Source organism: Klebsiella sp. D5A (genome assembly GCF_001620885.1).
Classification (GTDB): Bacteria; Pseudomonadota; Gammaproteobacteria; order Enterobacterales; family Enterobacteriaceae; genus Klebsiella; species Klebsiella variicola.
Genome location: NZ_LOAR01000005.1, coordinates 125,104 through 148,208 on the forward strand (window position 1 = coordinate 125,104; position 23,105 = coordinate 148,208).

General features: G+C 58.2%; 18 protein-coding genes and 1 pseudogene. 12 read left to right on the top strand and 7 right to left on the bottom strand.

Annotation, left to right across the window (positions count from 1 at the left end; translation table 11 throughout):
* The first annotated feature begins 2 nt into the window (after positions 1-2).
* The 4 genes and pseudogenes from selA (at position 3) to AS136_RS08590 (ending at position 3,959) form a co-directional block, all read left to right on the top strand.
* Positions 3-1,391, top strand: a complete 1,389-nt coding sequence (gene selA, locus AS136_RS08580) for an L-seryl-tRNA(Sec) selenium transferase (RefSeq protein WP_016161948.1) — start codon at positions 3-5, stop codon at positions 1,389-1,391.
* A complete protein-coding gene (selB, locus tag AS136_RS08585; protein WP_016161947.1) occupies positions 1,388-3,229 on the top strand; it encodes a selenocysteine-specific translation elongation factor in 1,842 nt (613 codons plus the stop codon). The genes selA and selB overlap by 4 nt, the downstream gene beginning before the upstream one ends.
* Positions 3,230-3,271: 42 nt before the next feature.
* Positions 3,272-3,364: pseudogene (locus tag AS136_RS26535) on the top strand (IclR family transcriptional regulator); the annotation flags it as partial.
* A gap of 109 nt (positions 3,365-3,473) precedes the next feature.
* Complete coding sequence (locus AS136_RS08590; protein ID WP_016161946.1) at positions 3,474-3,959, top strand: 4Fe-4S dicluster domain-containing protein; 486 nt, start codon at positions 3,474-3,476, stop codon at positions 3,957-3,959.
* A gap of 42 nt (positions 3,960-4,001) precedes the next feature.
* Here AS136_RS08590 and avtA read toward each other — a convergent pair whose 3' ends face one another.
* Both avtA and AS136_RS08600 read right to left on the bottom strand, forming a co-directional pair.
* Positions 4,002-5,258: a valine--pyruvate transaminase gene (gene avtA, locus AS136_RS08595; protein WP_008806869.1), complete on the bottom strand. Its 1,257-nt coding sequence runs from the start codon at positions 5,256-5,258 to the stop codon at positions 4,002-4,004.
* Between the two features lie 168 nt (positions 5,259-5,426).
* The gene (locus tag AS136_RS08600) at positions 5,427-7,460 is read right to left on the bottom strand and encodes an alpha-amylase (RefSeq protein ID WP_023323383.1); all 2,034 of its coding nucleotides are present in this window, start codon (positions 7,458-7,460) and stop codon (positions 5,427-5,429) included.
* A gap of 313 nt (positions 7,461-7,773) precedes the next feature.
* Here AS136_RS08600 and AS136_RS08605 point away from each other — a divergent pair, with 313 nt between their 5' ends.
* Positions 7,774-8,592 carry a protein bax gene (locus AS136_RS08605; protein ID WP_008806871.1) on the top strand — a complete coding sequence of 273 codons (819 nt, stop codon included), beginning with the start codon at positions 7,774-7,776 and terminating at the stop codon, positions 8,590-8,592.
* Between the two features lie 38 nt (positions 8,593-8,630).
* Here AS136_RS08605 and xylR read toward each other — a convergent pair whose 3' ends face one another.
* The 4 genes from xylR to xylF form a co-directional block, all read right to left on the bottom strand.
* Positions 8,631-9,809: a D-xylose utilization transcriptional activator XylR gene (gene xylR, locus AS136_RS08610; protein WP_008806872.1), complete on the bottom strand. Its 1,179-nt coding sequence runs from the start codon at positions 9,807-9,809 to the stop codon at positions 8,631-8,633.
* A 234-nt stretch (positions 9,810-10,043) separates the two neighbouring features.
* Entirely contained in the window at positions 10,044-11,225 is a 1,182-nt protein-coding gene (gene xylH, locus AS136_RS08615) for a xylose ABC transporter permease XylH (protein ID WP_008806873.1), read from the bottom strand.
* Entirely contained in the window at positions 11,203-12,744 is a 1,542-nt protein-coding gene (locus AS136_RS08620) for a xylose ABC transporter ATP-binding protein (protein ID WP_012540329.1), read from the bottom strand. The genes xylH and AS136_RS08620 overlap by 23 nt, the downstream gene beginning before the upstream one ends.
* Before the next feature lie 64 nt (positions 12,745-12,808).
* Entirely contained in the window at positions 12,809-13,804 is a 996-nt protein-coding gene (xylF, locus tag AS136_RS08625) for a D-xylose ABC transporter substrate-binding protein (RefSeq protein ID WP_004210164.1), read from the bottom strand.
* Positions 13,805-14,309: 505 nt separating this feature from the next.
* On the opposite strand from xylF, the gene xylA reads away from it, so the two are divergent.
* From xylA to yiaA, 4 genes are all read left to right on the top strand, one after another.
* On the top strand, positions 14,310-15,632 hold the full coding sequence (gene xylA / locus AS136_RS08630; RefSeq protein ID WP_023323382.1) for a xylose isomerase: 1,323 nt from the start codon (positions 14,310-14,312) through the stop codon (positions 15,630-15,632).
* A gap of 92 nt (positions 15,633-15,724) precedes the next feature.
* Positions 15,725-17,179 carry a xylulokinase gene (xylB, locus tag AS136_RS08635; RefSeq protein WP_023323381.1) on the top strand — a complete coding sequence of 485 codons (1,455 nt, stop codon included), beginning with the start codon at positions 15,725-15,727 and terminating at the stop codon, positions 17,177-17,179.
* A gap of 168 nt (positions 17,180-17,347) precedes the next feature.
* Positions 17,348-17,719: an inner membrane protein YiaB gene (gene yiaB, locus AS136_RS08640; protein ID WP_008806878.1), complete on the top strand. Its 372-nt coding sequence runs from the start codon at positions 17,348-17,350 to the stop codon at positions 17,717-17,719.
* Between the two features lie 31 nt (positions 17,720-17,750).
* Positions 17,751-18,197, top strand: a complete 447-nt coding sequence (yiaA, locus tag AS136_RS08645) for an inner membrane protein YiaA (protein WP_008806879.1) — start codon at positions 17,751-17,753, stop codon at positions 18,195-18,197.
* A 26-nt stretch (positions 18,198-18,223) separates the two neighbouring features.
* Here the strand turns inward: yiaA and AS136_RS08650 are convergent, their stop codons facing one another.
* Complete coding sequence (locus tag AS136_RS08650; protein WP_012540332.1) at positions 18,224-19,219, bottom strand: acyltransferase; 996 nt, start codon at positions 19,217-19,219, stop codon at positions 18,224-18,226.
* A 179-nt stretch (positions 19,220-19,398) separates the two neighbouring features.
* Here AS136_RS08650 and AS136_RS08655 point away from each other — a divergent pair, with 179 nt between their 5' ends.
* From AS136_RS08655 to glyS, 3 genes are all read left to right on the top strand, one after another.
* Positions 19,399-19,698: a YsaB family lipoprotein gene (locus tag AS136_RS08655; protein WP_077598881.1), complete on the top strand. Its 300-nt coding sequence runs from the start codon at positions 19,399-19,401 to the stop codon at positions 19,696-19,698.
* A gap of 127 nt (positions 19,699-19,825) precedes the next feature.
* Positions 19,826-20,737, top strand: coding sequence for a glycine--tRNA ligase subunit alpha (gene glyQ / locus AS136_RS08660; RefSeq protein ID WP_004205014.1), 912 nt, complete (start codon positions 19,826-19,828; stop codon positions 20,735-20,737).
* A 9-nt stretch (positions 20,738-20,746) separates the two neighbouring features.
* Positions 20,747-22,816 carry a glycine--tRNA ligase subunit beta gene (gene glyS, locus AS136_RS08665; protein WP_012967074.1) on the top strand — a complete coding sequence of 690 codons (2,070 nt, stop codon included), beginning with the start codon at positions 20,747-20,749 and terminating at the stop codon, positions 22,814-22,816.
* Positions 22,817-23,105: the final 289 nt, after the last annotated feature.

A 23,105-nucleotide genomic window follows, 5' to 3' on the forward strand; every position in this document is an offset into this window, starting at 1 on the left:
TCATGACTACCGATATTCGTGCGCTTTATACCCGGCTTCCGGCCATTGACCGCTTACTACGCGACCCCGCTTTTTCTCCCCTGCTGGCACAGCACGGCCATTCGCAGGTGGTGGCGCAGCTGCGCCAGATGCTGGATGAGGCGCGGGAACAGATTAGCCAACGGCAGACGCTCCCTGACTGGAGCCATGACTGGCTGCACGCCTGTGAGCAGCGGCTCACCGCCGGCCAGCGGAGCGCCCTGCGTCCGGTGTTTAATCTCACCGGTACGGTATTGCATACCAATCTGGGGCGTGCCATCCAGGCGGAGTCGGCCGTGGAGGCGGTTGCCAGCGCGATGCGCGCGCCGGTGACGCTCGAATATGATCTCGACGACGCCGGGCGCGGCCATCGCGATCGCGCCATTGCCGATCTGCTGTGCCAGATCACCGGCGCGGAAGATGCCTGTATCGTGAACAACAACGCGGCGGCCGTTCTGCTGATGCTGGCGGCCACCGCCAGCGGCCGCGAAGTGGTGGTTTCCCGCGGCGAACTGGTGGAAATCGGCGGCGCATTTCGCATTCCTGATGTGATGCGTCAGGCGGGTTGTCAGCTGTACGAAGTGGGTACCACCAACCGCACCCATGCCAAAGACTATCGTCAGGCGGTGAATGAAAATACCGCGCTGCTGATGAAGGTTCACACCAGCAACTACAGCATTGAAGGCTTTACTAAAGCCGTCGACGAAGCGGAGCTGGCGGCCATTGGCCGCGAACTGGACATCCCGGTGGTGGCCGACCTGGGCAGCGGGTCGCTGGTGGATCTCAGCCAGTATGGCCTGCCGAAGGAGCCGATGCCGCAGGAGATGATCGCCGCCGGGGTGAGCCTGGTCAGTTTCTCTGGCGACAAGCTGCTCGGCGGCCCGCAGGCCGGAATTATCGTCGGCAAACGCGCGCTGATTGCCCGGCTGCAAAGCCATCCGCTGAAGCGGGCCCTGCGCGCGGATAAAATGACCCTCGCGGCGCTGGAAGCCACGCTGCGCCTCTATCAGCACCCGGAGGTGCTGACGGAGAGATTACCGACGCTGCGCTTGCTCACCCGTCCGGCGGAAGAGATCCGCCGGCTGGCTGAACGCCTGCTGCCTGACCTGGCGGCACACTATGCTGACTTTGCCGTCAGCGTGGCAGCCTGCCAGTCGCAGATTGGCAGCGGTTCGTTACCCGTTGACCGCCTGCCCAGCGCGGCGTTGACCTTTACCCCGCATGACGGCCGCGGCAGCCGGCTGGAGGCGCTGGCTGCCCGCTGGCGCGCGCTGCCGTGTCCGGTGATTGGCCGCATTGATGATGGTCGGCTCTGGCTGGACCTGCGCTGTCTGGAAGATGAAACCCGGTTTATGGAGATGTTGTTACGATGATTATTGCCACCGCTGGACATGTTGACCACGGCAAAACGACGCTGCTGCAGGCGATAACCGGCGTAAATGCCGATCGTCTGCCGGAAGAGAAAGCGCGGGGAATGACGATCGATCTCGGCTATGCCTACTGGCCGCAGCCGGACGGGCGGGTGCTGGGATTTATTGACGTTCCCGGGCACGAAAAGTTTTTGTCCAACATGCTGGCGGGGGTGGGGGGTATTGACCATGCGCTGCTGGTGGTGGCCTGCGATGACGGGGTGATGGCGCAAACCCGCGAACACCTGGCGATCCTGCTGTTGACCGGAAAGCCGACGCTGACCGTGGCGCTCACCAAAACGGACCGTGTGACGGCCGCCAGGGTGGAGGAGGTGCAGGCGGAGGTCGAGCAGACCCTGCGCGAGCTGGGCTTTGACGCCGTCGCTTTCTTTCCCACCGCGGCGGCGGAAAACATCGGTATTGCCGAACTGCGCAGCCATCTGCTGCAGCTTGCGGAGCGCCCCCACCCGCAGCAGCAGCGGTTTCGCCTGGCGCTGGACCGTGCTTTTACCGTCAAAGGCGCGGGGCTGGTGGTCACCGGGACGGCGCTCTCCGGCGAAGTCCGGGTCGGGGATACTCTGTGGCTCACCGGCGTCAACACGCCGATGCGCGTCCGCGGCCTGCATGCCCAGAATCAAGCGGTTGAGCAGGCGCACGCCGGGCAGCGCATCGCGCTGAATATTGTCGGCGATGCACAGAAAGAGGCAGTGCACCGCGGCGACTGGCTGTTGTCCTCACCGCCGCCGGAGCCTGCGGAACGGGTGATTGTCGAGCTGCAGTGCCATACGCCGCTCAGCCAGTGGCAACCGCTGCATATTCACCATGCTGCCAGCCACATTACCGGCCGGGTGTCGCTCCTCGAGGACAACCTGGCGGAGCTGGTGCTGGATACCCCGCTGTGGCTGGCGGATAACGACCGGCTGGTGCTCCGCGATATCTCTGCGCGTATGACGCTGGCCGGCGCACGGGTGGTGACGCTGGATCCCCCGCGCCGCGGCAAACGTAAACCGGAATATCTGCAGTGGCTGCACGCCCTGGCGGCAGTTGGCGCTGACGATGCGCAGGCGCTTGAGCTGCATCTGCAGCGGGATGCCGTCCGGCTTGAGCACTTCGCCTGGGCACGGCAGCTCAGCGAAGCCGGAATGGCGGCCCTGATCCAGCGACCGGACTATCTGCAGGCCGGACAGCGCCTGCTCAGTGCCCCGCTTGCCGCCCGCTGGCAGCGAAAATTGCTGGATGCTCTGGCGCGTTACCATGAGCAGCATCGCGATGAGCCCGGGCCGGGCCGGGAGCGCCTGCGCCGCATCGCGCTGCCGATGGAAGATGAAGCGCTGGTGCTGCTGCTGATTGAGCAGATGCGTGAGAGCGGCATAGTCCACAGCCATCACGGCTGGCTGCATTTGCCGGAGCATAAAGCCGGGTTTACCGACGAGCAGCAGGCGGTCTGGCAGAAGGTGGAAACCCTGTTCGGCGATGACCCCTGGTGGGTGCGCGATCTCGCGCGCGAAGTCCATGTTGAAGAGTCCCTGATGCGCGCGGTGCTGCGCCAGGCGGCGCAGCAGGGGATGATTACTGCGATCGTCAAGGATCGTTACTACCGCAACGATCGCATTGTGCAGTTCGCCCAACGGGTGCGAGAGCTGGATCAGCTGCGCGGATCAACCTGCGCCGCGGATTTCCGCGACACCTTAAACGTCGGGCGTAAGCTGGCGATTCAGATCCTGGAGTATTTCGATCGGATTGGCTTCACCCGCCGTCGCGGTAACGATCATATCCTGCGCGATAAGGCGTTGTTTCTGTAATCATTCACGCCAGCTCCCCGGCGGACTTCGTGCAGGGGAGCTGGCGAAAAGAACTTGTTAAAACCGCTGCGTGAGACCGCCGAAGCAATTTCGCGTGAGCTGGGTTTCACGGTGCGTGAAGCGTCAGGCAAATGACCACATCCTGCAGGCCATCTGACAAAAAACAGCGCTGATTCCATTCAGGATCAAAGCGCGGGCAGGGACTATTCTGGCACCCTGCGGTTTTATCCCCAGGGAGCAGAGGATGAACCAGTTTCTTATTGCCAATGCCCAGCGGTGTATTGGCTGTCGTACCTGTGAAGTGGCTTGTGCGGTGGCGCACCAGCAGGCGCAGGATGTCGCCGCCCTGTCGACGAACCATTTCGCGCCGCGTATCCGGGTGGTGAAAAGCGGTGACATATCGACGGCGACGGCGTGCCGGCAATGCGAGGATGCGCCCTGCGCCAGCGTTTGCCCGCAAGGGGCGATTCAGCGCGACAATGACGTCTGGTGGGTCGACCAGCGGCGCTGCATCGGCTGCAAAAGTTGCATGGTGGCCTGCCCGTACGGCGCGATGACCGTTACGGTAGTGAAGGAGCAGGCGCAGGCGCTGAAATGCGATTTATGCCATCACCGCGCTGAAGGACCAGCCTGCGTGGCCGCCTGCCCGACGCAGGCGCTGCGGGTGATGGTTCCCGCGGAGCTGGAGGCGCTATGTGCGCAAAAACGCCAGCGGCTGGCGCTGGCGTGAGTGGGGGCGCTGACGGGCGTTAACCGCCCGTGGCGTCAGAGGCTATGCTTCCTGTTCGCGCCAGGCGAATTCAATCTCTTCGGCGAGAATTTTCACCCCGGCCTCAATTTTTTGCGGGTCTGGCACATAGTTCATGCGCATACACTGGTGAGTGTGCGGCCACGGCTTATCCAGACCCGGGAAGAAGTAATCCCCCGGCACCATCAGCACGCCGCGCTTTTTCAGCCGCTGATACAGCAGCTCGGTGGAGACCGGCAGGTCCTTAAACCATAGCCAGAGGAAAATGGCTCCCTCCGGTTTGTGGATCAGGCAGCGCTCCTCCGGTAAATAACGGCGAATAATGGCGATGGTTTCCTGCACCCGCTGGTAATAGAAGGGCTTGATCACCGTCTCTGACAGGCGCAGCAGATCCTGTCGTTTAATCATTTCGCACATCATTGCCGGCCCAATGCCGCCAGGGGCGAGGCTGATAATGCCGTTCATGTTGCTGATGGCGGTGATGATTTTCTCGTTGGCGATGATAATCCCGCAGCGGCTGCCCGGCAGGCCCAGTTTGGACAGGCTCATACACAGCACGATGTTTGGATTCCACAGCGGTCGGGCATCGCTAAAGATAATGCCCGGGAACGGCACGCCGTAGGCATTATCAATCACCAGCGGGACCCCGTGCTGATTCGCCAGCGCATCCAGTTTGATCAGCTCTTCATCAGTGATGACGTTGCCGGTCGGGTTGGTGGGGCGCGAGACGCAGATCATCCCGGTCTCTTCCGTCACCTGCAGATGTTCAAAATCAACGTGGTATTTGAACTGGCCTTCCGGCAGCAGTTCGATGTTCGGCCGGGTGGCAACGAACAGATCCTCTTCCAGACCGGCATCGGCGTAACCAATATATTCCGGCGTCAGTGGGAACAGTACCTTACGCGTGGTGCCATCTGCCCGACGGCCTGCAAACAGATTAAATAAGTAGAAAAATGCGCTCTGACTGCCGTTTGTTAGCGCAATATTCTGTGGTTCGATCTCCCAGCCCAGCTCGTCGCGCAGCATGTTCGCCAGCAGGCTCAGCAGCTCGCTTTTGCCCTGCGGACCATCATAATTACAAAGCGCATCAAGGGCTTTGCCATTATCCAGCATGTCGGACAGCAGCTGCTGGAAGTAGTCATTCATTTCCGGGATCTGAGCGGGGTTGCCGCCGCCCAGCATAATAGCGCCCGGCGTGCGCAGACCGTCATTAAGGTCTTCCATCAAGCGGGTGATGCCTGAATGACGGGTGAATTTGTCGCCGAAAAGGGAAAATGTCATCGCGAATAGTCTATCGGTGGTTCTGGAAAGTGGCTAACCATAACGCCAGCGCTAGCGTGGTGCAAATCGGCGGGAGGAGACGGCTTTTTATCTTTATCCTGTAAATTGCTATTTTGTTAGCGTTTTGTTCTGAATGGCTCCCCGCCAGGGCGGAGAGCCACCTGTGGATTACTGCTGTTGTCCGGCCCAGATGACCATCACTTTGTCTTCACCGCTCTCACGCACGAACCCGTAACCACGCGGCATCGACAGCGTTGTCTGTTTGCCCATGCCGATTGCCGGATGGCGAGCGCGGAACTGACCGATCTTCTGCCAGTGAGTGACGCTGCGGGCCGCCTTGCCGTTAACATCCTGCCAGTTCATCTGCGAACGGGTGCCCTGTAGCGGGTCCGAGCCGGTGGGGCCGAACGGACGTGATGATTCGTCACCATAGAAAATCTGCACGGCGCCAGGGGCCAGCAGCAACAGCTCCGCCGCAGTGGTGCCGCCTTCGCGGAACAGGCGCGTATCGTGCGAGGAGAGGTAACTCAGGACGTTAAAGCTCTGCAGCTTGTCCGCCATTTGCTGCCAGGTGAGGTCAATATTAGCCATACAGGTCGCCGCTTTCGCCGCCTGATCCTGATAGTCGAAATTGATCATCGCATCAAAACCGTGGCGATAATAATCGCTCTGCATCACCCCATGTCCCCAGGCTTCGCCGGTCATCCAGAACGGCGAAGCATCCAGCGCTTTATCCGGATTGGCTTTCTTCCACTCCGCCAGCGCGGCGGTGGCCTGGGTTTTTAACTGCTGCCAGGCGTCCATCTCCACATGTTTAGCGGTATCGACACGGAAGCCGTCGATGCCGTAGTCGCGCACCCACTGGCTCAGCCAGTGGGTCAGGTAGTCGCGCGGCGTATAGCCCGGGATCGCTTTCGCTGCGGTGTCTGGTTTATGGCTATAGAAGTTCGGCAGGCCTGAGGCTTCCTTCGATTCGGTTTTCAGGTCCGGCAGGAAGGCCAGCGACATGGTGAGATCGTCATAGCCTGGGTTGTCATAATCGCCGATATCGGTGCGGATCCACTTCTTGCCCCACCATTTCTCCCAGCCGGCTTTGTCGCTGAAGTTGATATAGTCGTTAAAGCTATGCCAGGTCTGGCCCGCGCCCGGTTTCCAGTCCGTCCAGCGCTCGCCGAGGGTTTTTTTCAGCTCATCGCCTTGCAGATACAGGGCGCCGAACTGGAACTCCTGCATGTCGGCCAGGGTAGCGTAACCGGTATGGTTCATCACCACGTCAAACAGGATGCGTATGCCGCGCTTATGCGCTTCATCCACCAGCCGGCGGAGATCCGCTTCGGTCCCCATGTTGGCGTCCAGTTTCGACCAGTCCTGGGTGTAATAGCCGTGGTAGGCGTAGTGAGGAAAATCGCCCTTCGTGCCGCCGCCGACCCAGCCGTGGATCTGCTCAAGCGGGGAGCTGATCCACAGGGCGTTAACCCCCATCTGCTGCAGATAATCCAGCTTGCTGGTTAATCCCTGCAGGTCGCCGCCGTGGAAGGTGCCGATCTCCTGCATGCCGTCTTTATGACGGCCATAGCTGTTGTCGTTGGCCGGGTTGCCGTTTACAAAGCGATCGGTCAGGACGAAGTAGACAGTGGCATTGTGCCAGTCAAACGGCGCCGGGGCGGCGGTCTCGGCGCGCTCGAGCAGCAGCAGGCCATTGCTGCCGAAGGCGGGCTGCAGGGTGATTTTGCCGCCGCTGACGGTTGCGACATTGCCGCTGTAGAAATCGCGGACCTTGCTGCCCTCGGCGAAGGTTTTGCTGACGTCGATGGTCAGCGGTTTTCCATCCCACTTCGGACACTGACGGATCTGCGGCGCCGCGGCGCTGGCCTCTTTTTCCTCCAGCGAAATCATCATTGTCGGTGTGCCGGAGCGGGTATCCACCTCCAGGGTATATAACCCCTGGCGGAAGATGCGCCATTGCGGCGGGGTGCCACGGCAGGGCTCCATGGACAGCATCTGGTTGAGCTTAATGCCGCCGGAAGGCTGCCAGCACTGCTGGTCAAAATTTAGCTGCAGAGGACGTGTACCCTTCTCAACCACTTTCTGGCTGATGAATCGGCCCGTCCCCTCTTCGGTAAAGGCAGGGAAGTCGGTGGTAGTCCAGGCGGCAAAGGCCATCCCAGGCACGAATAACGTGGCAAGCGCAGCGAGTTTCATTGCGGGATCCTTGAGCGGTTTTTATCTAGTGTGCCTTGTTGCCGCACGGGTGAACTCCTCCTGGCCGGCGTTTTACCAGGAGGATGAAAAGGGGTGAGTGACACCGCTCAAAAAATAGGCTAAAAATGAGACGAAGCTAGCATTTTCGCACTGGCGATGCGGCGCAGAAACCGATTTCAGATGACACCAATTCGGAATTGGACTATTTCTGTTGATGCTCTCATTGCGTATTTTTGATACTATTAGCGATTCAGCTATCGTTTTTTTGTGAAAAACAAGGTGTTGGAATGCATATATCCGACCAGGAGACCTGATGATATCGAATCCCATACGACGATATGGGGCCGCCATACTTATGTTACTAACCTGTGTATTTTCAGGTAGTGTGTTGGCAACAACGCACACAGCAACAAAGAGTCATAAAGCCCCAACGGTTAAGAAGATCAGTAGTACTAAGGTAAGCAGTAAACAAGAGTATTCTCGCAATAGTGTAAAGAGCAGTTCACTTCCTGACTTGCGAAAATACCCTTCCGGAACACCAAGGAAAAAAGCGTTTCTCCGGACGGTCATGCCTTATATTACCAAGCAGAATCAGGCGATTACTGCGGATCGTAACTGGCTTGTTTCCAAGCAGTACGATGCTCGCTGGTCGCCGACTGAGAAGGCGCGCCTGAAAGATATCGCTGCCCGTTATAAGGTGAAGTGGTCAGGCAATACGCGTCATGTGCCCTGGAACGCGCTGCTTGAGCGTGTCGACATTATTCCGAACAGCATGGTAGCAACCATGGCGGCGGCGGAAAGTGGCTGGGGTACCTCCAAGCTGGCGCGTGAGAACAACAACCTGTTTGGCATGAAGTGCGGCGCCGGTCGCTGCCGCGGGGCGATGAAAGGCTACTCGCAGTTCGAATCAGTGGAGCAGTCGGTGCAGGCTTATGTCACCAACCTGAACACCCACCCGGCTTATTCTTCATTCCGCAAATCGCGCCTGCAGCTGCGCAAGGCGGATCAGGAAGTGACGGCCAGTACGATGATTCATAAGCTGAAGGGTTATTCGACCAAAGGGTCGAGCTACAACAACTATCTCTTCGCGATGTATCAGGACAATCAGCGGCTCATCGCCGCCCATCTGTAATCCGGATGCCCGGCCTTGTCGCCGGGCATTTTTTTGCCCTACAGCATCACCTCGCTGTGCCGGTCACGGTACTCCTTCGGCGTCACGTCGTACTCCTTCTTAAACACCGAATAAAAATATTGCAGCGATGGGTAGCCGCACATCTGTGAAATCTCATTGATCGACAGGCTGGTGGACACCAGCAGGCTGCGCGCCTTTTCCAGTTTCTCGCTGTGGATCACCGTGTGGATGGTCTCCCCGACTTCCTCTTTGAAGCGTTTCTCCAGATTGGAGCGAGAGATGCCCACGGCGTCGAGCACCTGTTCCACCTTGATGCCTTTGCAGGCATTGTTGCGAATGTAATGCATCGCCTGAATCACGGAGGGATCGTTCAATGACCGGTAGTCGGTGGAGCGTCGCTCAACGACACGCATCGGCGGGATCAGCTGGCGCTGCAGCGGGAGCACCTCGTTATTCAGCAGCCGGTGGAGTAATTTTGCCGCCTGATAACCCATCTGGCGGGTGCCCTGGGCGACGGAGGAGAGGGCGACGCGAGAGAGATAGCGGGTCAGCTCCTCGTTATCGATGCCAATAACGCAGAGTTTCTCTGGCACCGGGATATGCAGCAGCTCGCAGGCCTGCAGGACGTGGCGGGCGCGGGCGTCGGTGACGGCGATGATGCCGGTTTGCGGCGGCAGGGTTTGCAGCCAGTCGGCGAGCCGGTTTTGCGCGTGCTGCCAGTTTTCCGGCGCCGTCTCCAGCCCCTGGTAGACCACGCCGCGATACTTCTCCTTCGCGACCAGCTGGCAGAAGGCATACTCGCGCTCTACCGCCCAGCGTTTACCGCTGGAGGTGGGGAGTCCGTAAAACGCGAAGCGGTGCACCCCTTTTTCCTTCAAATGAAGAAAGGCGCTTTCCACCAGCGCGGCGTTGTCCGTGGCAATATAGTGGACCGGCGGGTACTGCTCTGGCTGATGATAAGAGCCGCCGACGCCGACGATGGGCACGTGGACATCGGCCAGCAGCTTTTCAATTTCGGGATCGTCATAGTCGGCGATAACGCCATCGCCCAACCACTCTTTGATGTTTTCGATTCGTGCCCGAAAATCCTCTTCAATAAAGATATCCCACTCCAGCTGGGAGGCTTGCAGATACTCGCCGACGCCCTCAACCACCTGGCGGTCATAAGCTTTGTTGGCATTGAATAACAGCGTAATACGGTGACGCTTTTCAAACATAGATAATGTTCCTGCTCTAACCCCGGTCATACCCCTTCATTCATGATGTTGCCGATGGCCTGGCTTCCTCACTCACCCGGGCCACGTACGCCGGTACGCAGCCCGGGGGCGCCGTCTGCAACCCGAATGCTGTTGGGTATACACTACCGGCTAATGCCCGAGATATTTCAAGCGCCTTGTGGCGAAGTTTGGCGGTAGCGCAAAGAATTCAGACATTCTCCAGAGAGTCTCTCCTCACGCGCGCCGCTTGGTGGCGGAGTCCATCCACACCGCCAGCAGCAAAATGGCGCCTTTAACGATATATTGCCAGAAGGTGGCGACGTCCATCATGCTCATGCCGTTATCCAGGGCTGACATAATAAACGCCCCCATTACCGCTCCGGCGACGCTGCCGATGCCGCCCGCCAGGCTGGTGCCGCCGATGACGCAGGCGGCGATGGCGTCCAGTTCGGCGATATTGCCCGCCGAGGGCGACCCGGCGCCGAGGCGCGAGCTGAGGATCAGCCCGGCAATGGCGACCATCAGGCCGTTAATGGCAAACACCGCCAGCTTGGTTCGCTCGACGTTGATCCCTGAGAGGCGGGCCGCCTCCAGGTTGCCGCCGATGGCATAGATGCGACGACCAAAGGCGGTGCGGGTGGCCATAAACAGACCTGCCAGCAGCAGGGCAGCGAGGATCAGCACCGGGGTGGGCACGCCGCGATAGTCATTGAGCAGCCAGATTGCGCCCAGCACAATCACCGCGGTAATGGCCTGACGGCCAACGGCGGCGGTGGAGGACGAGGTCGCCAGACCTAACGCCTGACGGCGCATCCGCCCGCGCCACTGCCAGACGATAAACGCCGCCATGCCGACAACGCCGATGCCAAACCCAATACCGTCTGGCAGATAGCTTTGGCCGATCTGCGCCATCGCCGGGCTGGTGGGCGAGACGGTGGTCCCGTTGGTGATGCCGATCAGAATGCCGCGAAACGCCAGCATCCCGGCGAGGGTGACGATAAACGAGGGAACCTTGCGATAGGCCACCCACCATCCGTTCCACGCCCCGAGCAGCAGGCCCATCACCAGGGTCACCAGGATGGTGAGCGGCAGCGGCCAGCCGAGCCAGACGTCAAAGATTGCCGCGGCGCCGCCCAGCAGCCCCATCATCGAGCCGACGGACAGGTCGATTTCTGCCGAAATAATCACAAACACCATGCCAACGGCGAGGATGCCGGTGATGGCCGTCTGGCGCAGCAGGTTGGAGATATTGCGTGCGCTCAGGTAGGCGCCATCGGTAACCCAGGTGAAAAACAGCATAATGACGACGATGGCGGCGATCATCACAAAGACCTGGAGATTCAGCCCCTTCAGCGCCGGCAAGGCGGCGGGGGCGGTTGGGGTGAGTTTGATTTCAGACGACGTGTTCTTCGACATGGCGTTCGCTCCTCAGCGCGGCTTCCATCACCTGCTCCTGGGTCAGATGTTGATTAACCAAATTGGCTTTTAGTCTGCCTTCGTGCATAACCAGCACCCGATCGCTGAGACCGAGCACCTCGGGCAGTTCTGATGAAATGACAATGACCGCGATGCCCTGCTGCACCAGCTGGTTAATCAGTTTATAAATTTCATACTTTGCCCCGATATCGATGCCACGGGTGGGTTCGTCGAGGATCAGAATGCGCGGATTGAGCAGCAGACAGCGCGCGAGTATCGCCTTTTGCTGGTTGCCGCCGCTCAGGCGGCCAATCGCCAGTTCCGGCGAAGAGGTTTTAATTTTCAAACGCTGAATGGACTGCTGAATGCAGTGCTGCTCGGCGGCGTCGTCCAGGCTGCTCATCGCGCCGGTGAACTGGTTGAGCGCCGCCAGGGTAATGTTTTTGCCCACCGCCATCACCGGCACGATACCGTCTTTTTTGCGGTCTTCCGGCACCATGGCGATGCCGTGGGCAATGGCCTGCTGGCAGTTAGAAATGCTCACCGGCTGGCCATCAATAAAGATCTCCCCTTGCCAGCGCCCCGGCCAGACGCCGAACAGGCACTGTACCGCCTCGGTACGTCCGGCGCCGACCAACCCGGCGATGCCGAGGATTTCCCCGCGACGCAGGGAAAACGAGACGTCATTGACGCGTTTAATATGGCGGTTTACCGGGTGCCAGGCGGTTAAATGTTCGACCCGCAGGATCTCCTCGCCGTGGGCGTGCGGCTCGCTGGGATAGAGCGCGGTGAGCTCGCGGCCGACCATCATGGTGATGATATCGTCTTCGCTCATGCCGCTGGCGTCGCGGGTGCCGATGTGCTGGCCATCGCGGATCACACAGATCGTGTCGGAGATCGCTTTGACCTCATTGAGCTTGTGAGAAATATAAATGCAGGCGATACCGTGGTTTTGCAGATCGCGAATGATCGTCAGCAGCGTCGCGGTCTCTTGTTCGGTTAAGGAAGCGGTCGGTTCGTCGAGGATCAGCAGACGAACCTGTTTATTCAGCGCCTTGGCGATCTCCACCAGCTGCTGCTGGCCAAGGCCGAGGTCGCCGACGCGGGTGTCGGGCGAAATGGGCAGATTGACCTGCGCCAACAGCTTCTGACAGCGCAGCGTCATGGTTTCATAATCCAGCAGACCGTGGCGGGAGATCTCGGCACCGAGGAAAATATTCTCCAGCACGGTGAGATGTTTCACCAGCGCCAGCTCCTGGTGAATAATGGCGATGCCTTTGCGTTCGGTATCGCGAATATGGTTTGCCTGCAGCGTTTCGCCGGCAAAAATAATCTCGCCCTCATAGCTTCCGTGCGGATAGATACCGCACAACACCTTCATCAGCGTCGATTTCCCCGACCCATTTTCACCGCATAACGAGACCACCTCACCCGCGTTAAGACGCAGGCTGACGTTATCCACGGCTTTAACGGCGCCGAAGGTTTTGGTGATGTTCTTCATTTCGAGTAGCCAGGCCATAAAGACTCCGCAAAAGTGATATCCGGCGGGATGAAAATGACGCCCCGGAGCGGGGCGTCAGCCATTACAATTCACTCTTTTTATGGAAACCGTCTTTAATCACCGTGGCGTCAATATTCTCTTTATTCACCTCAATGGGCGTTAACAGGCGCGAAGGGACATCTTTTAAGCCGTTATTCAGCGTGGTATCGGCCTTCGGCTGCTTATCGTTACCCAGCTCAACGGCGATTTCAGCGGCGTTGGTGGCCAGGGTGGTAATCGGTTTATAGACGGTCATCGTCTGAGTACCGGAAATAATGCGCTTCACACCCGCCAGGTCAGCATCCTGACCGGAGATCGCCACTTTACCGGCCAGCCCCTGGGCGGTTAAGGCCTGGATGGCGCCGCCGGCGGTGGCGTCATTGGAGGCGACCACGGCATCGATCTTGTTATTATTCGCCGTCAGCGCGTTTTCCATTATTTTCAGCGCGTTCTCCGGCAGCCAGCCGTCAACCCACTGATCGCCGACAATCTTAATTTTGCCTTCATCCACATACGGTTTGAGGACCTTCATCTGCCCGGCGCGGAACAGTTTGGCGTTATTATCCACCGGCGAGCCGCCCATCAGGAAATAATTACCCTGCGGCACTTTGTCGACCAGACTTTGCGCCTGCATTTCACCGACTTTTTCATTGTCGAAAGAAATATAGAAATCAATATCAGCATTATTAATCATACGGTCATAGGCCAGGACTTTAATACCTTCCTGCTTGGCTTCTTTAATCACGTTGCTGAGTACCTGACCGTTATAAGGAATAATGACTAACACATCGACGCCGCGGTTGATCATATTTTCAATTTGCGACATCTGCGTTTCTTCATTGCCGTTGGCGGACTGGACAAAAACTTTGGCGCCTAAGGATTCCGCTTTATTGACGAAAATATCACGGTCTTTCTGCCAGCGCTCCAGACGCAGATCGTCGATGGCCATGCCAATCTTCACTTCTTTCGCCATCCCCGCCATGCTGGCGAGCAGGAGGGAGCTGGCGCAAAGTGTAAGGCAAAGGTTCTTTATCTTCATAATAATGATACCTTTTTTGTAAGGGTAGGTAAGACGAACGGAAAATAATGTTTGATACATGAGGTTGCGGATACGTTACAGATTCTTAACGCGGAAAGCAGGGCTGGCAATTACCGGTTCTTATTTTGCCGTTATGAAATTTCGTTTAATGTGCAAATTATGACGGCGATCGTATTTTATTCATGCACACTCTTATTATTGCACTGGACTTGTCCGACAAGGCACGGAGAAGGCGGAAGTATATTATTTTTTGCGAGCTGGCGCACGTTTGTGGATTCTCTCAATGGCGGTGTGAAATAACGTAATTGAGGAGATGGAAAGTGAAATTCTATATTGGCTTAAACCCGTCATACTTCAAGTTGTAGGTGGGTTGGTGACATTCGTTGCTCCGACCTCTTGCTGGTACCAGCGCCTGGAGGTTCACGCTCTTGCCGCCTTCCTGCAACTCGAATTATTTAGGGTATCTGATTGGTTATTCGCCGCATCTCTGAATATGGAGTTCTCTATGCAGACCTATTTCGATCAACTCGATCGCGTTCGTTACGAAGGCCCGAAATCCACTAACTCGCTGGCTTTCCGTCACTACAACCCGGATGAACTGGTGCTGGGCAAACGGATGGAAGATCATCTGCGTTTTGCGGCCTGTTACTGGCATACCTTCTGCTGGAATGGCGCCGATATGTTTGGCGTGGGCTCCTTCGACCGTCCATGGCAGCAGCCTGGCGACGCCCTGGAAATGGCCAAACGTAAAGCCGATGTGGCGTTTGAATTCTTCCACAAACTCAATGTGCCTTACTACTGCTTCCACGATGTCGATGTCTCGCCGGAAGGCGCCTCGCTGCAGGAGTACAGCAATAACTTCGCCCGCATGGTCGAGGTGCTGGCAGAGAAACAGCAGCAGAGCGGCGTGAAGCTTCTGTGGGGGACCGCAAACTGCTTTACCAACCCGCGCTACGGTGCCGGCGCGGCCACCAACCCGGATCCGGAAGTGTTTAGCTGGGCGGCCACCCAGGTGGTCACCGCCATGAATGCCACTCATCAGCTGGGAGGCGAAAACTATGTACTGTGGGGCGGTCGCGAGGGCTATGAAACCCTGCTGAATACCGACCTGCGCCAGGAGCGTGAACAGATTGGCCGCTTCATGCAACTGGTGGTGGAGCATAAGCATAAAATTGGCTTTAAAGGCACGCTGCTGATTGAGCCCAAACCGCAGGAACCGACCAAGCATCAGTATGACTATGATGCCTCTACCGTTTACGGCTTCCTCAAACAGTTTGGTCTGGAAAAAGAGATTAAACTGAATATTGAAGCTAACCATGCCACGCTCGCCGGCCATTCGTTCCATCATGAAATCGCGACGGCCATCGCGCTGGGGCTGTTCGGCTCCGTCGACGCCAACCGCGGCGATCCGCAGCTGGGCTGGGATACCGACCAGTTCCCGAACAGCGTCGAAGAGAATGCGCTGGTGATGTATGAAATTCTTAAAGCGGGCGGCTTCACCACCGGCGGCCTCAACTTTGATGCGAAAGTGCGCCGGCAGAGTACCGACAAATACGACCTGTTCTATGGTCATATTGGCGCGATGGATACCATGGCGCTGTCGCTGAAAGTTGCGGCGCGGATGATTGAGGACGGTGAGCTGGATAAACGTGTGGCCAGACGCTACGCCGGCTGGAACGGTGAGCTGGGGCAGCAGATCCTTAACGGGCAGATGACCCTCAGCGACATTGCCCAGTATGCCACTCAGCATCAGCTGGCGCCGCAGCATCGCAGCGGCCAGCAGGAACAACTGGAAAACCTGGTCAACCATTATCTGTTTGATAAGTAATCATGCGGCGGCGCCCGGCGTGACCGGCGTCGCAACCAGGATGCTCTGTTCGCGCCACGCTTAGCCGTGGCGCGCGTTTAAGGAGAGGTAGTATGTATATCGGCATCGATCTGGGAACATCGGGCGTCAAAGCCATTCTGCTGAATGAGCAGGGTGAGGTAGTGGCATCGCATACCGAAAAACTCACCGTCTCGCGTCCGCATCCGCTGTGGTCGGAACAAGATCCCGAACAGTGGTGGCTGGCGACAGACACGGCGATGAAAGCCCTGGGCGCGCAGCATAGCCTGCGCGACGTGAAGGCGCTGGGCATCGCTGGTCAGATGCACGGCGCCACGTTGCTGGATAAATCGTTACAGGTGCTGCGTCCGGCCATTTTATGGAATGACGGCCGCTGCGCCGAAGAGTGCCAGCTGCTGGAGGAAAAAGTCAGCGCTTCCCGGCAGATCACCGGCAACCTGATGATGCCGGGCTTTACGGCGCCGAAGTTACTCTGGGTGCAGCGCCACGAGGCGGCGGTGTTCAACCAGGTCGATAAAGTGCTGCTGCCGAAGGACTATCTGCGCCTGCGCATGACCGGCGAGCTTGCCAGCGACATGTCTGACGCCGCCGGTACGATGTGGCTGGACGTCGCCCGGCGTGACTGGAGCGATGAGATGCTCGCCGCCTGCGATCTCAGTCGGGATGCGATGCCGGCGCTGTTTGAAGGCAGCGACGTCACCGGGCAACTGCGACCTGAGGTGGCGCAGGCGTGGAATATGCCGCAGGCGCTGGTGGTGGGCGGCGGCGGCGACAACGCCGCAGGCGCGGTCGGGGTCGGAATGGCCGACGCCGGGCAGGCAATGCTGTCGCTGGGCACCTCAGGCGTCTACTTCGCCGTCAGCGAAGGGTTCCTCAGCAAACCCGAAAGCGCGGTGCACAGCTTCTGCCATGCGCTGCCGGGCCGTTGGCATCTGATGTCGGTGATGCTCAGCGCGGCCTCCTGCCTGGACTGGGCGGCGAAATTAACCGGCCTGGCCAGCGTGCCGGCGCTGATCGCGGCGGCGCAGACGGCGGATGAAAGCGCCGGTCCGGTGTGGTTCCTGCCCTATCTGTCGGGCGAACGCACGCCGCACAACAACCCGCAGGCCAAGGGCGTCTTTTTTGGCCTGACGCATCAGCATGGGCCGGCAGAGCTGGCGCGGGCGGTGCTGGAGGGAGTGGGCTATGCGCTGGCGGATGGCATGGACGTGGTACACGCCTGCGGCATCAAGCCGCAGAGCATCACGCTTATCGGCGGCGGGGCGCGCAGCGCTTACTGGCGGCAAATGCTGGCGGATATTAGCGGCCTGCAGCTCGATTACCGTACCGGGGGCGATGTCGGCCCGGCGCTGGGGGCGGCCCGGCTGGCGCAGCTGGCGGTGCACGACGAGGCAGACCGCGCCGGGCTGCTGAAGCCGCTGCCGCTTGAACAAGCCCATCGCCCGGACGATCGCCGTGTGGCCCACTATGCGCCACAGCGGGAAACCTTCCGCCAGATTTATCAGCAGCTGAAATCGCTGATGTCTTAGCCTCAGTCCGTCCGGCAGCGCCGGACGGATTCCCTCCCTGAATGTCCCGGCTACATCCATCCAAAAAAGCGTATTTGTTTATTCCGAAATCTCTGCTTTCCGGTGCGTAACCTGCGGCATCGCCGGGAGAGTCGGTCATAATCAGCCCCTGTCGACCAGGGAGGTGAGATGAACACAAAACGCAACATTGCCAGGGTGATGATGGCAGCAGGATCGCTGGTTTATCTGCTCGGTATCTGGCGAACCTGCCCGTTGTTTAGCGGTAAAGGTTATTTTCTCGGCGTACTGGTGATGGGGATGTTTGCCGTCCTCGCCCATCAGCGCGCCAGCCAGTGGCAGGAACAGGACGACGGTTTTATTGCCTTATGTCGGCTGGTGCTGCTGCTATCGGTCGGCCTGCTGCTGGTTGGCGCCTGGTATGTGCCGGCAGACTGGCATGAAAAAGCCGTCTATATCGCGGCGTGGTTTGTCTGCTTATATGGCGCATCGGCAACCCCCGAACGGACCCGCGTCGCCCGGGCGATGCAAAAAACGGAATAAGCGCCGCCCCGAGGCGCGTAAAAGGTAAAAAGTGATGGAAAACAAGCACGCGACGTATTCTCCGGCGTTTCATTTGATCTCCTGGATTGCCCTGATCGGCGGCATCGTCACCTATCTGGTGGGGCTGTGGAATGCCGATATGCAGTTGAATGAGAAAGGCTATTATTTTGCTGTCCTGGTACTGGGGCTGTTTGCCGCGGCATCTTATCAAAAGACGGTGCGCGATAAGTATGAAGCCATTCCGACCACCGCGCTGTACTACACCACCTGTCTGGTGGTCTTCGTTATCGCTGTTGGCTTGCTGGTTATCGGACTGTGGAATGCCACTCTGCTGCTCAGCGAGAAAGGGTTCTATGGGCTGGCGTACTTTTTGAGCCTGTTTGGCGCTGTTGCGGTGCAGAAAAACGTGCGTGATGCCTGGGACCCGACGCGCTTACGGGAACCTCTCAGCGTGACGGAAGAGGGGCCTGAGTCGTAAGTCGGGCCCCTCCGGGTGGCGGACCGTTAGCTGACCAGCCGGCGGCTATCAATCCGCTGCACCAGGCCTGACAGCAGCAGGCTGCCGAGCAGGGCGGCGCTAAATATCCACACAATGTCCAGCAGCGGCCAGCGGGACAGCTCCAGATGGCTGGCGCGCAGCGCATGCACTATCAGGGCATGGAAACCGTAGATCCCCAGTGAATGTCGCGCAATGCAGGCGATACCGGGCAGGGGACGCGCGTTAAGCCAGTTTTTGGCCAGCGTCAGCAGGGCGACCGCGCAAACGAACACCGCCGGCCCGCAGTAGAGATACCAGGTGTCGCCAAAGTCTCCGCGCCAGCGCAGCTCATGCAGCGTGCCGCGGGAGATAACCCACACGGCGGCGATGAACAGCGCGGCGCAGAACGGGGTCAGCCATTTTTTATTGGTGTCCAGGGTGCCAATGGCTCTGCCCAGCACGCCGTAGAGCACGTAGTAGAAGGTATCACCGTTGATATAGAGGTTGACTGGCAGCCACTCAATCCCGGCGGCTTTGACGCTGACCATATTGGGGTTGGCCAGAATACCGAGGATCGCCATCAGCACCAGCAGCATTTTGCCACTGACGGACTTAACCTGAATCAGCGGTGAGAGCAGGTAGATGACGGCGATAGCAAAGAAAAACCACAGGTGGTAGAAGACGGGCTTCTGCAGCAAATTCTTTAACGATAGCTCGACGTTGATATGGGTAAACAGCGCGATATACAGCAGAGACAGCGCGCTATAGAACGCAATGCACAAACCAATTCGCCAGAAATGGCGCGGCTGGGCGCTGCGCTCGCCAAAAAACAGGTATCCCGAGATCATAAAAAACAGCGGCACGCTGACGCGGGAGGCGGAATTGAGCAGATTGGCGATGTCCCATTCCATAAGGGTGATGGCATGCGGATGAGTGATATACCAACTGGTACTGTGGATCATCACCACCATCATGCAGGCGATACCGCGCAGGTTGGTGATCCAGTGTATCTTTTCTTGCATCAGTCCCTCAAAGTCTGCTGGCGAAATAAGGTCTGACCCGCCTTATGTCCCGGTGTCGCAATAGATTAGTCTGAGTTTTCGGTCACAGACTTGTCGCGGTTTTATGATATTCGCAAAATACCTGTAATACTGAATCTTTACGATAACAACTTGCTAACAAGGCGGTGGAGGAGTACGTGGTGAAAGGTGTTGTTTCCATTATGCTGGTGCTGCTCCTCGCGGGCTGCAGCGAGACCATTTCTCCCCCGGCGCAAAAAGCGCAGCGCGCACGCATTACTCCGCAAACGACGCTCAATATGGCCCAGCTTTGCAAGGATCAGGCCGCTATTCGCTACAACACGCAAACGCAGCTCGTTGACGTGAACCATTTTGAACAATTCCAGGCGAGCTATGAGCTTTCGGGGCGGACCGGCAAGAATGAGCGTTTCATCTGTTCCTTTGACCCGGACGGCCAGTTTATGCATCTTTCGATGCGCTGAATCGACCCCGGCTGGCGTAAATTTCGTCCGTTTTCCTGAAACAACGCCGTTTCGTACTGTATATCTCGCAGCCAGCGGGTATACTGACTCCTTCCTTTAAATCCACACGTATCCAGCACGAAATCATATGCAAAAGTTTGATACCAGGACCTTCCAGGGCCTGATCCTGACCTTACAGGATTACTGGGCTCGTCAGGGCTGCACCATTGTTCAACCACTGGACATGGAAGTCGGCGCCGGCACCTCTCACCCGATGACCTGCCTGCGCGCGTTAGGGCCGGAGCCAATGGCGACCGCCTACGTGCAGCCTTCCCGTCGTCCAACCGATGGCCGCTATGGCGAAAACCCGAACCGTTTACAGCACTACTATCAGTTCCAGGTGGTGATTAAGCCCTCGCCGGACAACATTCAGGAGCTGTACCTCGGATCGCTGAAAGAGCTGGGTATGGACCCGACCATTCACGATATTCGTTTTGTCGAAGACAACTGGGAAAACCCGACGCTGGGCGCCTGGGGTCTGGGCTGGGAAGTGTGGCTCAACGGCATGGAAGTGACGCAGTTCACCTACTTCCAGCAGGTGGGCGGCCTCGAGTGTAAGCCGGTGACCGGCGAGATCACCTACGGTCTGGAGCGTCTGGCGATGTACATCCAGGGCGTGGACAGCGTTTATGACCTGGTCTGGAGCGATGGCCCGCTGGGTAAAACCACTTACGGCGACGTGTTCCACCAGAATGAAGTGGAGCAGTCCACCTATAACTTCGAATACGCCGACGTCGACTTCCTGTTCTCCTGCTTTGAGCAGTATGAGAAAGAGGCCCAGCAGCTGCTGGCGCTGGAGACCCCGCTGCCGCTGCCGGCCTATGAACGTATTTTGAAAGCGGCTCACAGCTTTAACCTGCTGGATGCGCGTAAAGCCATCTCCGTCACCGAGCGTCAGCGCTATATTCTGCGCATTCGCACCCTGACTAAAGCAGTGGCGGAAGCGTACTACGCTTCCCGTGAAGCGCTCGGCTTCCCGATGTGCAACAAGAATAAATAAGAGGCGGCCATGTCTGAGAATACTTTTCTGGTGGAAATCGGCACTGAAGAGCTGCCACCAAAAGCGCTGCGCAGCCTGGCGGAATCTTTTGCTGCGAACGTGACCGCGGAGCTGGATAATGCCGGCCTCGCACACGGTAAAGTGGAATGGTTTGCCGCCCCGCGTCGTCTGGCGCTGAAGGTAGCCAACCTCGCGGCGGCGCAAGCCGATCGCGAAGTGGAAAAACGCGGCCCGGCTATTGCCCAGGCGTTCGATGCCGAAGGCAAGCCAAGCAAAGCGGCCGAAGGCTGGGCGCGCGGCTGCGGTATCACCGTCGATCAGGCCGAACGTCTGACCACCGACAAAGGCGAGTGGCTGCTGTATCGCGCCCATGTAAAGGGCGAAAGCACTGAAGCGCTGCTGCCGAACATGATTGCCAGCTCGCTGGCGAAGCTGCCGATCCCGAAACTGATGCGCTGGGGCGCGTCTGACGTCCACTTCGTGCGTCCGGTTCACACGGTGACTTTGCTGCTGGGTGACAAAGTGATCCCGGCCACTATCCTCGGTATTCCGTCCGATCGCGTGATTCGCGGGCATCGCTTTATGGGTGAGCCGGAGTTCACTATCGATCATGCCGACCAGTACCCGCAGATCCTGCTGGAGCGCGGTAAAGTCATCGCCGATTACGAACAGCGTAAAGCCAAAATCAAAGCCGATGCGGAAGAAGCGGCGCGTAAGATTGGCGGTCAAGCCGATCTGAGCGAAAGCCTGCTGGAAGAAGTCACCTCGCTGGTGGAATGGCCGGTGGTGCTGACGGCGAAGTTCGAAGAAAAATTCCTCGCGGTGCCGTCCGAAGCGCTGGTTTACACCATGAAGGGCGACCAGAAGTACTTCCCGGTCTACGACAATGCCGGCAAACTGCTGCCGAACTTTATCTTCGTAGCCAACATCGAGTCCAAAGATCCGCAGCAGATCATCTCCGGTAACGAGAAGGTGGTTCGTCCGCGTCTGGCCGATGCTGAATTCTTCTTCAACACCGACCGTAAAAAACGTCTGGAAGATAACCTGCCGCGTCTGGAAACCGTGCTGTTCCAACAGCAACTTGGGACCCTGCGCGACAAGACCGATCGCATCCAGGCGCTGGCGGGCTGGATTGCCGGGCAGATTGGCGCTGATGTGAACCATGCGACCCGCGCGGGCCTGCTGTCCAAGTGCGACCTGATGACCAACATGGTCTTCGAGTTCACCGACACCCAGGGCGTGATGGGGATGCACTACGCGCGCCATGACGGCGAAGCGGAAGACGTGGCCGTGGCGCTGAACGAGCAGTATCAGCCGCGCTTTGCCGGCGACGCGCTGCCGTCTAACCCGGTGGCCTGCGCGGTGGCGATTGCCGATAAGATGGACACCCTGGCGGGTATCTTTGGTATCGGGCAGCATCCGAAAGGCGATAAAGACCCGTTTGCGCTGCGCCGCGCCGCGCTGGGCGTGCTGCGTATCATCGTTGAGAAGAACCTGAATCTCGATCTGCAAACGCTGACCGAAGAAGCGGTGCGTCTGTACGGTGAGAAGCTGACCAACGCCAACGTGGTTGATGATGTGATCGACTTTATGCTGGGCCGCTTCCGCGCCTGGTATCAGGACGAAGGTTACGGCGTCGACACGATCCAGGCGGTACTGGCGCGTCGTCCAACCCGCCCGGCGGATTTTGATGCGCGCATGAAAGCCGTATCGCACTTCCGTACCCTGGAAGAGTCCTCCGCGCTGGCGGCGGCAAACAAACGTGTCTCCAACATCCTCGCGAAATCCGACGAGACGCTGAACGACATCGTTCACGCTTCAGTGCTGAAAGAAGCGGCGGAAATCAAGCTGGCGGGCAATCTGGTGGTGCTGCGCGACAAACTGCAGCCGTATTTCGCCGCAGGCCGTTATCAGGATGCGCTGATTGAGCTGGCTGCGCTGCGCGAGCCGGTGGATGAATTCTTCGAGAACGTGATGGTTAACGCTGAAGACAAAGATGTTCGCATCAACCGTCTGACGCTGCTGTCCAAACTGCGTGAACTGTTCCTGCAGGTCGCGGATATTTCTCTGCTGCAGTAAGCGTATCGGTAATAATAAAAGACCTGCCTCAGGGCAGGTTTTTTTATACGGGAAATATAAATAGATGAACCGTTAATAATTCTGTCATTGATATCTCCATTATTTACATTCATCGATAAGAAATGTTTTAGGAATATATAAACATAATTCCGTGAGGTATTTACGCTAGAATGGCGGCGGGTGCTTGAGACTGTGTGTCTCAGGTATTCAGCGGGAGATAGACAGAGAAAAGCCCCACCTGATAGTAATCAAAGTGAGGCTCCCCTATGCATGAACACCATAAGAGTAG